Raw genomic sequence first — 12,345 nt, 5'->3', positions numbered from 1 at the left:
GAAAGCCCTTTTTTTTATAAACTATTTTGAAACTCTTCAAAGTCGGTATTTGTAGCAAAGCTTTTATCACATCCTTCTTCATCTGCTTTGGCGTTTATGTCTTCCACACGGCTTTCTGGCGTAGGGTGTGTGCTCAAGAATTCAGGAGTGTTGCTAGTCTGGCCTTCCTCTAATAATCTTTCAAAAAATAAAGCAGCACCATTACATGCATATCTGGTTTTGGCAAGGTATAATACCGATTTTGCATCAGCTTCAGCCTCATATTCTCTAGTGAATTTTAAACTTGCAGCGTTATTGGCTAAGTCAGCCGCTATCTGCTCTAGCTGAGAAGTGTTTTGACCAAGAAGAATGCTCAGTAATACAGATACTCCATAACTTTTTTGCATATTTCTACTGGTGTGGCGAAGGTCGGCATGGGCTATTTCATGTCCTAGTACGCCTTCTAAGGCATCAGCAGACTCTAAATATTTGATTAATCCTGTGTATACATAAATGTACCCTCCTGGCGTAGCAAAGGCATTTAAAGTGTTGTCATCATCTAAAATTGTTATTTGCCAAGCGAACTCATCTCTATAGGCTACTTGCCCACTATTTAGAATTTCGTCAACCATACTTCTTAAATATGAATAGGCTTCTGGGTTTTCCGATTCAGGTATGATGTTATAGGATGGATCACTAGAAATCTCATCACTAACCTGTTTTCCAAGGTCAATATCATTTTGGATGGAGAATAATACCGTGTTATCATTTTTATCACACGCTGCAAAAAATAATGAAAACAGCGTTAGGTAGGCCAGAGTGGCCGTACTTAGTAATTTTTGTTTCATGTTCTTAATATTTAATTCAATAAAGCGCAAAGTCCTCTAAAAATCAAAGATCATTATGAAATTGATTAAACAAAATTATTGCTAATTATTTATTGAACACTAAAAAATGTGCCATTGTTTGAATCATTATAGAGGAGCTTATTTGTTGGTTTTTATTCTTTGTGCTTCCAGTTTTTGAAAAAAGCATTTTTGTTATGGGAATGTGTAGTCAAGTTTTTTGAATTAATTAGTTTGACTGAATTTTTATGTAAAATTCCTCGCTTTAATCTCATTCATTGTTTTATCAGAATACTGTGAAATCACTTGTCATTTGTGTTTCGGCCGGTGTTGAGAAGTAAAGTGAGTTAAAAGAGTTAATGTAAATGGACTTTATTTATTTTTTACTGTATTAAATGATGTGATTTTTGATTAATAGAAGTCAAAATATGCTTAAATAATTACTGTTATACACTAAAATGTATCTTTTATTAAATTAATAGTTTTTCCCCATTGAGCATACTATTTTTGCAGCATGGCAGAACAGATATTGATCCTAGATTTTGGCTCGCAGTATACTCAGCTGATAGCCAGAAGAGTTAGAGAATTAAATGTTTATTGTGAGATTCACCCTTACAATAATCCTCCCGAATTAAATGATGATATTAAGGGAGTAATTTTTTCAGGTAGCCCATGCTCCGTAAGACAAGAAGACGCTCCTTACGTAGAGCTTAATAATTATTGTGGTAAGGTACCTGTATTAGGTGTATGTTATGGTGCACAACTAATGGCACATCATGGCGGAGGTAACGTGCTTCCTTCAGAGATTCGCGAGTATGGAAGAGCTAAACTTTCAAAAGTGGATCAGCATAACGAACTGATGAAGGAGATTTCCATAGACTCACAAGTATGGATGTCACATGGAGATACTATATCTGAGTTGGGCGATGATTTCGATATTATTGCTAGTACGCCATCAGTAAAAGTGGCCGCTTATAAAAAGAAAAATGAAGCTACTTATGGTATTCAGTTTCACCCTGAGGTGACACACAGTACTGAAGGTAAAACAGTATTAAGAAATTTTGTGGTACACATATGTGGTTGTCATCAAGATTGGACTCCTGATATTTTTGTAGAAGCTACCATTGAAGGTTTAAAAGCGAAGTTGGGTGACGACAAAGTGGTGCTAGGGCTTTCTGGTGGTGTAGATTCATCAGTAGCTGCGGTATTAATCCACAAAGCTATAGGAGAAAATTTACATTGTATATTCGTAGATAACGGCCTGCTGCGTAAAAATGAGTTTGAAGATGTACTTCATTCTTATAAAGACATGGGTCTCAATGTAAAAGGTGTAGATGCTAAAGATAAATTTTACAAGGCATTAGAAGGGTTGACCGATCCTGAAGATAAAAGAAAGGCCATAGGAAAAACATTTATCGATGTTTTTGATGATGAGGCGCATAAAATACAAGATGTGAAATGGTTAGGGCAGGGAACTATATATCCTGATGTGATCGAATCTGTTTCTGTAAAAGGGCCTTCTGCTACCATTAAATCACATCACAATGTAGGCGGATTGCCAGACTACATGAAACTAAAAGTAGTAGAGCCTTTAAATACATTGTTTAAAGATGAGGTGAGGTTAGTAGGAAAAACGCTAGAAATAGATGGTGCTATTTTAGGGAGACACCCATTCCCTGGGCCTGGTTTAGGAATTAGAATTTTAGGAGATATTACGCCTGATAAGGTGCAGATACTGCAGGAGGTAGACTACATATTTATCAATGGCCTGAAAGATGCAGGACTTTATGACGATGTGTGGCAGGCTGGCGCCATATTATTGCCGATACAATCTGTAGGGGTAATGGGAGATGAGCGAACATATGAGAAAGTAGTAAGCCTAAGGGCTGTAACCAGTGTAGATGGTATGACCGCAGACTGGTGTCATCTGCCGTATGAGTTTTTAGCGGAGATTTCTAATAAAATTATCAACACAGTAAAAGGAGTAAATAGAGTAGTATACGATATTAGTTCAAAACCACCTGCAACTATTGAGTGGGAATAATAAGTTTACCTTTGATATATGAGATATAAAAAAACTTTATCAGTAGCTCTTTTTGTGCTAATGGGTGTAAGCAGCTCGTGGGCACAGCAGAGTAATCAGCAACAATATTTAAACGCAAAAGGCTTATTTAAAGAAGAGAAATTTGAGCTTTCTATGGAAGCTTTTAAACCTCTTATGGAGAAAAGTGAGAGTAATCCTTTTGATGAATATGCTTCGTTTTATTATGCCATATCTGCCTATAAGGCGGGGTATGTACCCATGGCCAAGAATATGTTTTTGCAGATAAAACAGTATTATCCTAAATGGTCAAAGCTAGACGAGGTAAACTATTGGTTAGGTAATATCTATTTCGAAAGCGAAGAAGATAATCAGGCGTTGAATGTGCTGAAGATGATAAAGAATAAGTCTCTTCAGGCAGATGTAACCAACCTTAAATTTCATTATCTATCTAATATTCAGAATGTAGACCAGCTAAAGCAATTGTATGCTAATAACCCTAACGATAAAGTATTAGGGGAGGTATTGGCGAAAAAAATTGCAATACAGCCTTTGGTAAATCAAGATCAAGAATTGCTAGATAAGTTAGTGAAGAATTTTGATCTAGATGAGAAAGGGTTCAATATAGTAAAGGTTGATAAATCAGAGTTCAAAGACAGTTATAAAGTGGCTGTAATGTTCCCTTTTTTGGTGAATAGATTAGATCCTACACCAAAGCCAAAAATTAATCAGCTGGTGCTGGATATGTACGATGGTATACGAATGGCACAAGTGCAATTGGCTGCTGAAGGTATACAATTAGAAATTTATGCTTACGACACCAAAAGAAGTAAAGATGCAACTGCCAAAATTTTAGAGAAGAAGGAGTTAGAAGGGATGGATGTAATCATCGGGCCATTATTTGCTGAGCCTAGGGAGTTAGTTCAGAACTTTTCTTTTAAGCATAAGATCAATATGATCAACCCTCTTTCTACAGACTCTGAAGTTATTGGTAATAATCCATATTCATTCTTGTATAAACCTAGCAGCGAAACACTTGGTAGAAAAGTAGCTGATTATGTAATAGCAAAAAATGCCCCAGTAAAAACAGGCATTATATTTTATGGCGAGTCTAAAAATGATTCTACATTAGCCTATGCTTTTAAAGAAAGAATTGAAAAAGCTAATTACCAAATCCTTGCTTTTAGAGAAATAAAGAAGAACAATTCGAGAGAAATTTTGGATGTTTTGGTTGCGGAAGGCAGAATTAAAGATGCTACAGGTTCAGATGCAAGATCTTCTTTTGAAATTCCACGAGGTTCATTGGGTCATATATTTGTAGCCTCTGATGATGATCTTATTTCGTCAAAAGTAATTAGTGGAGTAGAAACGAGAAGTGATTCGGTAATGATTTTAGGTGCTGCAGAATGGCTAGACCTACCTGTAATTAATTTTGATGCTTATCAACGATTAGATATCTCTTTATATGCTAACCTTTTTATTCAGAAAGAAGGCGATAAGTATAAAACATTTAGAGATGCTTATTTAAGAAAACATAAAATACTTCCTACAGATTATGCTGCTATAGGCTATGATCTAACTACCTTTTTAGGTAAAAGCCTTAAAAATCATGGCAAATATTTTCAATTAGGATGGGATAAAGAACCCTTTATGGAAGGTGAACTTACTGTTGGGTATAGCTATGATCACTCACAAGATAATGGTGTGGTGCCTATCATTATCTTTAACGAAGAAGGTATTGAAGTGGAGTATGAAATAGAAAATCAACATGAAAATAGAGAAAAGTAAACAACTTTTTAATAACGCACAGAATTTTATACCCGGAGGGGTTAATTCTCCTGTAAGGGCTTTTAAATCAGTAGGAGGAGACCCTTTGTTTATCAAGTCGGCTCAGGGGGCTTACATGACGGACGAAGATGATAATTCGTTTATAGACCTCATCAACTCTTGGGGGCCTATGATTTTAGGACATGCTCACCCAGCTATAGAAGCTGCTGTAACAGAGGCAGTGAAAACTTCATTGTCTTTCGGAGCTCCCACCAGTAAAGAGATTGAAATAGCTGAGCTTATCTGTAGTATGGTGCCTTCAGTAGAGAAGGTGAGAATGGTGAATAGCGGAACCGAGGCCACTATGTCCGCAGTAAGGCTTGCAAGAGGGTATACTGGCCGTGATAAGATCATAAAATTTGAAGGTTGTTATCATGGTCATGGCGATTCATTTTTGATAGCTGCCGGAAGCGGAGCTGCTACTATGGGAGTGCCAGATAGTCCTGGCGTAACTAAAGGAAATGCATTAGATACCTTAACGGCTCCTTTTAATAATATTGAGGCCGTTAAAGTATTACTGGAAGAAAATAAAGGCAATGTAGCTGCTATTATTTTAGAGCCTGTTGCGGGTAATATGGGGTGTGTTCTTCCTGAAAAAAATTATTTACAGCAGTTAAGGGAAGTTTGTGATGCAGAGGGTGTTGTGCTGATTTTTGATGAGGTGATGACCGGTTTCAGATTGGCCAAAGGTGGAGCACAAGAATTATTTGGTGTTACTCCTGACCTTACAACTATGGGTAAAATCATTGGTGGTGGAATGCCTGTTGGTGCATACGGAGGTAAAAAGGAAATTATGGAGTTCGTGTCTCCTGCAGGGCCTGTTTATCAAGCTGGTACACTTTCTGGTAATCCTATTGCCATGTCTGCCGGGTTAACTATGTTAAACTATCTTAACGAAAATACCGCACTTTATTCTAAACTAGATGAGACTACCAAGCGCATTGCTGAAGGTTTTCAGGAAAATTTAGATGAGTTAGGGTTGCCATATACCATTAATCAATTAGGGTCTATGGTGAGTTTGTTTTTTACTGATAAAAAGGTAATTGACTTTGAAACCGCTAAAACTTCTAATACTGAAATGTTTGGAAAATACTTCAGAGGTATGCTTGAAGAGGGTATTTATTTAGCGCCATCTCAATTTGAAACGCTATTTATATCAGAATGCATAGGAGATGAGGAAGTGGAAAAAATCGTTTCTGCTAACTTGAAGGTTTTAAAGGCTATTCATTAAGACATTATAATATATAGACTAACTTTAAGTAAGTATTAATGTCTATCTAAACATAAAAAAATAGCACTGCCCACCCAGCAGTGCTATTTTTTTGTGCTAATGTTAAAACATATTTCAAATTTTATGAAAGATGCTGTGGTAGTTTTAGCAATCAATAGGTTTTGTACAAATAGATAAAACACATCATTTATGAATAAAAAAAGAGTGTTTGGCCTATTAATTATAATAATAATGCCTGCTTAGGTTGCTAAAGCCATTAAAAATTGCCTCTTTCGTAAAGGAATTGTCGGATGTATACTAATTTTTAGTATTTTTATCCCTTAGAAAAAATTCTATATTGGTCATAAACTTGATTTTTTAATATTGACTACAGTGAAAAAGCCTATACTTTTTTCAATCCTATTAGCAACGGTGTTCTATTCTTCTACATTTGCTCAAAGCAGAAGGAAAGATAAACAGCCTGTTACTTATGAGGAATTATATGATGAGCCTTATGCTATAAATAAGCTGTTTGTTCAGTTTCAGCCTATTTATGGTGAGTTGTGGAAAGCAAATGTAAATGCTGGTTTTGGTTTGGAGGCTACTTATTTTATGAAAGATAAGATGACTTTTAGGGCACATGCTCGTAAAGCTTATACACAAAAATTTGACCTTACTCGTGATATTGCTGCTAACAATAGCGATGTTCAAAATGAGGTAGATATCCTTAATTATTATGAGTTTGGAGCTACCTACCATATCAAAGATTTTGAAGAAAGCTCTACCACAAAAATGTTTTTATACAAAAAGAGCTATAAAGGCGATAAGTGGGCTTCAAGGGTGCCGTTGAATGCTGAAATACCTTGTAAGGTAAGAAAAATTTATGGTGCTCGCTTAGGTGGTATGTTTTTCGATACAGCTATAGATGTAAATAGAGTATTAGAAGCACAGGACAAAACTATTGAGGAGGAGTTTACTAATGATAATGGAAGCATTCCTTCACAATTGCCCGATGATGATGGTGAGCTAGAAGATACTGGAATATTTACCAGTATGGATGTAAAAGGCCTTTATGTAGGAGGTAGCATCAGCTGGATAAAGAATGTTGCAGTAGATTTTGATAATAAGTACCAAGAAGGTGTAGATGACCTTATTTTAACGGCTTATTTTGACGTTTTGGTGGCGCCTGCTATTGCTGTTGATGATGTACTTTATGGAGGTCAGGTATTCTCAACTGAAGGTCTTGATACTAGCATGATTGGGTTTAGAGCCGGGTTGGATGGCAAGTTTAATAGAACTTTGAGTTGGAGTTACGGAGGTGAAGTAGGTATAAGGCCAGGTATGAAAGGCCAGGGTTTTTATGCCCTTATCAAAATAAGTTTCCCGGTATATAGTACTAACTTAGATTACTCAGTGGAAGCTTTTGGAAAGTAAATTATTATAACATATAACATAAAGGCTAATACCAAAAGTATTAGCCTTTTTTATTTTTGTGAAATGGAAATACTAATTAAAAATATTAAAGGTCTTGTTCAAGCAAGAAATGAGAACGTGAAGTGGGTTGCGGGTGCTGATATGCAAAATTTACCAGTTATAGAAAATGCATTCTTACATATAAAAGATGGTGTTATAGCGTCTTTTGGTAAAATGGATGAGCAGCCTGCTGTAAATGCGGATAAAGAGATAGATGCTAGTGGAAAATTTGTATTTCCTTCGTTTGTTGACTCTCATACTCACTTAGTGTTTGCTGCTAGTAGAGAAGAGGAATTTGTTTATAAAATTAAGGGTATGTCTTACCAGGAAATTGCTGCCAAAGGTGGAGGTATACTTAATTCTGCTAAGCGATTACAGCAGACTTCAGAAGATGAGTTATTTGCCAGTGCTATGAAGCGTGCCGATGAAATTATTGGTTTTGGCACGGGAGCTGTGGAGATTAAAAGTGGTTATGGCCTTACACTACAAGATGAGCTAAAGATGCTTAGGGTAGCCAAAAGAATAGGGGAAGAGACTCTTTTAGAAGTAAAAACTACATTTTTGGGTGCGCATGCTATTCCTAAAGAGTATACAGATAGGAGGGACTACATTAACCTGATAAAAAATGAAATGATACCAGCTGTGGCCGAGCAGAAACTGGCTCAATATATTGATGCTTTTTGTGAAACTGGCTTTTTCTCTTATGATGAAACAGTAGAAATTATGGAGGAAGGTATTAAATATGGCTTAAAACCAAAAATTCATGCCAATCAGTTGAATGTGAGTGGCGGAGTACAGGCCGGAGTAAAAACAGGAGCACTTAGTGTAGATCATTTGGAAAGCATGGGGCAAGAGGAGATTGAAGTGCTAAAAGGTTCAGATGTAATGCCTACCTTATTGCCTGGAGCAGCTTTCTTTTTAGGTACTTCTTATCCACCTGCCAGAGATATGTTGAATGCTGGTTTGCCATTAGCACTCGCTACTGATTACAACCCGGGAAGTGCTCCTTGTGGCAAGATGCCATTTATGTTGTCTCTAGCATGTATTAGAATGAAGATGACCCCAGAGGAAGCTATTAATGCTGCTACGCTTAATACAGCCTACGCTATGGACTTAACGGATAGTTATGGTTCTATTACTGTGGGGAAAGAGGCAAGTGTCTTTATAACTAAGGAAATACCTTCGTATGCCTTTATGCCATATTCATTTGGAGGGGATGTAATAGATCAGGTGATCTTAAAAGGCCAAATGATAAAATAAACACAAAAAAATAGTTAGGTCCATTAAGGCCTAACTATTTCTGTACTAAAATCAATATCGGCTTTTAATGATGAGGCTACGGAACAGTATTTTTCTAGACTCATCTTAGTTATTTTATGTAATTCTTCTTCTGTGGCATCAGGAGAAGTGAGTATAAACTTAAGGTGAATGTTAGTGAAGTATTTTGGAGCTTCTTCTCTTCGAGTGCCTTCAGCTTCTATTTTAAAATCCGTAAGAGTTTTTTTACGTTTTTGTATTACTAAAGCTACTTCTACTGCCACACAACCTGTAAGTGCTGATAGTATCAATTGCATCGGAGACTGATCTGTTTTGTTCTCCGATTTCATATCTATTTTAACCGTTTGGCCTTCTGCTGTTGTTGCTTCGTATTCGTAATCTGATACGTAGCGTGTTGTTAACTTCATTATATTATGTATTTAATAATAAACGTACTCAAGTGTTGAGTTGTAAAGATATTAACGAGAATTTTTAAAGTCAGGTTATAGCAGATTTTTTCAATATTATTTGAAAAATTTATCGTACAACCGAGTGATAGCCTCTTTAGTCAGTGGCTTAGAAATGTACTCGTTTACAATAGGGTAAGAATAGGCCTTTTCGATATCTTCTTCGTAAACAGACGAGCTTAATACACAAATAATGCACTCAATCCCATATTTGAGGATTTTTTTGTTGTATTTCTCTAAGAATTGCCAGCCGTTCATTACCGGCATATTTATGTCGATAAAAATCAAGCTAGGGAAATTTTGAGGGCATGTTTTTGCCTTGTCTTTCAAATATTTGATAGCCTCTTGTCCGGTATTAAACGTAGTAACGCTTTCAGCCAGACCAGTGGCTGCTATGGTTTTGCTAAATATAAAATTAGCGGTATCATCATCATCAATGATAATAATGCTATTGATTTTTTCTGATGTGCTAATAACGTTGGGTATCACTGTTTTTTAAAATAAACTTTAAATGTAGTGCCATTGTAAGGTTCACTTTCTACCTCTATTTTTCCCTTCATTGATTCGATCTGTGATTTTATTATATATAATCCCAGACCTTTTCCATCACGTGTAGGGTGAAATCTTTGATACATTCCAAAGATTTTGTCTTTATTTTTCTTTAAATCTATTCCTAAACCATTGTCTGCCACGCTCATACAAATATAATCACCTTCATCCATTGTGTTAATTACAATCCTTGGAGCTTGCCTAGATTTGTATTTGATAGCGTTTGATATCAGGTTTAACAATATACTTTCTAATAATGGCTTTTTAAAGGAGAAACAAGAAACTTTAAAGTTGGTTTCGATACTTGCATTACTATTTAATATTTGAGTTTCAATACTGCGGTATACTAGTTCAAAAATCTCTTTAAAACAGACGGTTTCGTCTGCTTCATATCGCTTGTCTCTAATGGCCACAAGCTGTATTAAATCATTTAAACTGGATTTGAGTTGGTTTACAGAGGTCTCTATTCTTTCCACCATGTCTAGATTTTCTGTAGTACCCAGTTTTTTCTTGTCTACAAAGCTTAAAAGGCTATCAATGTTGATTAGTGGAGCTCTTAAGTTGTGAGAAGTTATATAAGCAAACTGCCTTAAATCATGATTAGAAGCTGTTAATTCTTCTGTTAATTTAATTAATTGATTTTCATGCTTTTTGCGCTCGCTAATATCAGATATCATTAATAATATGCATGAGTTGCCAGTGATATTAATGGCTTCAGCAGATAGTAAAACATCAATTATGGTATTGTCGCCAACATGTAACTGTGCTTCTAAGCCATTAATCCTTCCTTCTTTATTTAACTTTTTAACAAGCCTAGCTCTGGTAGCTTCGTTTTTCCATAAGCCTAGCGAAATAAATGTTTTTCCTATTATATTATTTCGCTTCATTTTTACTAAGTCGCAAAAACGGTCATTTACCTCTATTAGCTGGCCATCGTCCATTAAAGTAATAGACACAGGAATGGGGCTAATATGAAAAGCAGTATAAAAACTGTTTAATGATTCGCTGGCACTAAACTCTATTTCCTTATTTTTTGTGATATCACGTAGTACTAGCATAATCTTATCATAGTTATGCAATACTATACGTGCTTCAAAAAACTTAACAGCGTTATTTCTAGTATAGTTAAATTCTAATGTTTGTAATTCATTGGTTGATGATGCTAGGGCAAAAGCTTCTTTGAGTTGGTTTACAGTATTAGAACCAAATATGGACGATAATTTTTTGCCCATGAGTTGATCATGCGTAAACTTAAGCGTGAAATTGCTCGGGATTTCATAATCTATTATTGTGCCATCTAGTTTGTGAATAAAAATGGCATCAGGAAAAGCCCTGATCATAGATTTATTTCTTTCTTGACTCTCCCTTAAAGCTAGCTCTCTTAATTTTTGCTCGGTAACATCTTGTAGGGTACCTACAGCTATTTTGCTTTTGGTATTAACTAGGCGCGACTGGCCTACAAGAAATCTCGTGGTATTGTCTTTTCTTAGTATTCTAAATTCAACCTGCGTATTCTTTTTTTCACTTACATTAAATAAGTGCTCACGAAACATGGCGAGGTCATCAGGGTGTATAAAATCTCGGGCTGTTTCGTAAGTAGGGTTGATCTCATCGGCTGTAATGCCACAGATATGATAAAGTTCGTCAGACCAAAAAACTTCATTGGTTTTAATGTTCCATTCCCAACTGCCAATGTTAGATACTTTTTGAGCTAGACTTAAACTTGTTCGGCTTTTGTTTAATGCCTCTTCCATTAGCTTCTGACTGGTGATATCGAGAATAATGCCTTCAATAGAAATTAACTTCCCTTCGGGGTCGTATACTCCTTGTCCTCTTTCAAAAAGGTGTTTTATTTCTCCCGATTTTGTATAGATTCGGTAGCTTACTTCAAAAGTGTGCTTTATTCTTAAGCATTGATGGATGTTTTGCAGTACTTTTTCTTTGTCGTCAGGGTGGATGATGTCAGAAAATGGCATGCCTTTTTCACTAACAAAATCACTGGGTTTGTACCCTGTTGTCTCTAAAGATCCGCTGCTTATAAATCTTAAAGTCCAGTTTTTATCGGCATCACTACTGTAGGCCATTCCAGGTAAGTTCTCTACTAGTTTAGTGAGTTTGGCTTGGCTGTTTATCAGTAGGTTTTCTGCCTCTTTGCGTGTAGTTATAAACTCGGTAAAAAGAATTATACCGCCTATTACACCTTTTTCATCTTTCCACGGTCTAGTTTCCCATCTCAACCATTCCTTTTTGCCATTTTCCTTTACAAATTGATCATTCTCATTGTATTCGGTAGCCCCCATCATAGCACGCTGATGTACGCTTTGCCAATAACTAGATACATCGCCAAATAAATCATAATGATTTTTGCCTATGATTTGATCCATGGTAATGGGCTCATTTTTTACCCACCAGTCTTTTATCCATTGATGGCTACAGGCTAGGTAATTCATTTGCCTATCGAACATGGCAATAGCAACAGGAGCATCCTGAATAAAAAGTTTGAGGTGTTTGGGGACTATTGGGATATACGCTTCTTTACTGGTCATTATTCAATTAACAGAAGAGCTATTATAAAAATTTTATTCTAGAAAAAATGTGATATAACAGATTTTCTTAAACTTTCAATCTTGATATTACCTGAATTTATAATATCTATAGAAAATATGTAATCATTGTTAAGTAATCGTACGGTTCTCT

General features: G+C 35.9%; 9 protein-coding genes. 5 read left to right on the top strand and 4 right to left on the bottom strand.

Features of this window, described 5'->3' with window-relative positions; translation table 11 throughout:
- Positions 1 to 14: 14 nt before the first annotated feature.
- Positions 15 to 827 carry a M48 family metalloprotease gene (locus tag ACXACQ_RS21205; protein ID WP_474978004.1) on the bottom strand — a complete coding sequence of 271 codons (813 nt, stop codon included), beginning with the start codon at positions 825 to 827 and terminating at the stop codon, positions 15 to 17.
- A gap of 511 nt (positions 828 to 1,338) precedes the next feature.
- On the opposite strand from ACXACQ_RS21205, the gene guaA reads away from it, so the two are divergent.
- The 5 genes from guaA (at position 1,339) to hutI (ending at position 8,635) form a co-directional block, all read left to right on the top strand.
- Positions 1,339 to 2,868: a glutamine-hydrolyzing GMP synthase gene (gene guaA, locus ACXACQ_RS21200; RefSeq protein ID WP_474978003.1), complete on the top strand. Its 1,530-nt coding sequence runs from the start codon at positions 1,339 to 1,341 to the stop codon at positions 2,866 to 2,868.
- 18 nt (positions 2,869 to 2,886) lie between these two features.
- Positions 2,887 to 4,653 carry a hypothetical protein gene (locus tag ACXACQ_RS21195; RefSeq protein ID WP_474978002.1) on the top strand — a complete coding sequence of 589 codons (1,767 nt, stop codon included), beginning with the start codon at positions 2,887 to 2,889 and terminating at the stop codon, positions 4,651 to 4,653.
- Positions 4,634 to 5,923: a glutamate-1-semialdehyde 2,1-aminomutase gene (gene hemL, locus ACXACQ_RS21190; protein WP_474978001.1), complete on the top strand. Its 1,290-nt coding sequence runs from the start codon at positions 4,634 to 4,636 to the stop codon at positions 5,921 to 5,923. Before ACXACQ_RS21195 ends, hemL begins: the two co-directional genes overlap by 20 nt.
- Before the next feature lie 372 nt (positions 5,924 to 6,295).
- Positions 6,296 to 7,336, top strand: coding sequence for a hypothetical protein (locus ACXACQ_RS21185; RefSeq protein ID WP_474978000.1), 1,041 nt, complete (start codon positions 6,296 to 6,298; stop codon positions 7,334 to 7,336).
- A gap of 63 nt (positions 7,337 to 7,399) precedes the next feature.
- A complete protein-coding gene (gene hutI / locus ACXACQ_RS21180) occupies positions 7,400 to 8,635 on the top strand; it encodes an imidazolonepropionase (protein ID WP_474977999.1) in 1,236 nt (411 codons plus the stop codon).
- Between the two features lie 23 nt (positions 8,636 to 8,658).
- Here hutI and ACXACQ_RS21175 read toward each other — a convergent pair whose 3' ends face one another.
- The 3 genes from ACXACQ_RS21175 to ACXACQ_RS21165 form a co-directional block, all read right to left on the bottom strand.
- Complete coding sequence (locus ACXACQ_RS21175; protein ID WP_474977998.1) at positions 8,659 to 9,060, bottom strand: OsmC family protein; 402 nt, start codon at positions 9,058 to 9,060, stop codon at positions 8,659 to 8,661.
- A 96-nt stretch (positions 9,061 to 9,156) separates the two neighbouring features.
- Entirely contained in the window at positions 9,157 to 9,588 is a 432-nt protein-coding gene (locus ACXACQ_RS21170) for a response regulator (protein ID WP_474977997.1), read from the bottom strand.
- A complete protein-coding gene (locus ACXACQ_RS21165) occupies positions 9,585 to 12,194 on the bottom strand; it encodes a PAS domain S-box protein (RefSeq protein WP_474977996.1) in 2,610 nt (869 codons plus the stop codon). The genes ACXACQ_RS21170 and ACXACQ_RS21165 overlap by 4 nt, the downstream gene beginning before the upstream one ends.
- Positions 12,195 to 12,345 lie beyond the last annotated feature (151 nt).

The organism is Fulvivirga sp. AWR4_260 (assembly GCF_056158185.1).
The sequence above is the reverse complement of the archived record's forward strand: the minus strand, read 5'-3'. Positions and strand labels throughout refer to the sequence as shown.

What these genes read in the sequence shown, in the direction of transcription:
- hemL (WP_474978001.1), top strand. Translation starts at nt 4,634, where the DNA reads ATGAAAATAGAGAAAAGTAAACAACTTTTTAATAACGCACAGAATTTT.
- ACXACQ_RS21205 (WP_474978004.1), bottom strand. Translation starts at nt 827, where the DNA reads ATGAAACAAAAATTACTAAGTACGGCCACTCTGGCCTACCTAACGCTG.
- hutI (WP_474977999.1), top strand. Translation starts at nt 7,400, where the DNA reads ATGGAAATACTAATTAAAAATATTAAAGGTCTTGTTCAAGCAAGAAAT.
- ACXACQ_RS21165 (WP_474977996.1), bottom strand. Translation starts at nt 12,194, where the DNA reads ATGACCAGTAAAGAAGCGTATATCCCAATAGTCCCCAAACACCTCAAA.
- ACXACQ_RS21175 (WP_474977998.1), bottom strand. Translation starts at nt 9,060, where the DNA reads ATGAAGTTAACAACACGCTACGTATCAGATTACGAATACGAAGCAACA.
- guaA (WP_474978003.1), top strand. Translation starts at nt 1,339, where the DNA reads ATGGCAGAACAGATATTGATCCTAGATTTTGGCTCGCAGTATACTCAG.
- ACXACQ_RS21195 (WP_474978002.1), top strand. Translation starts at nt 2,887, where the DNA reads ATGAGATATAAAAAAACTTTATCAGTAGCTCTTTTTGTGCTAATGGGT.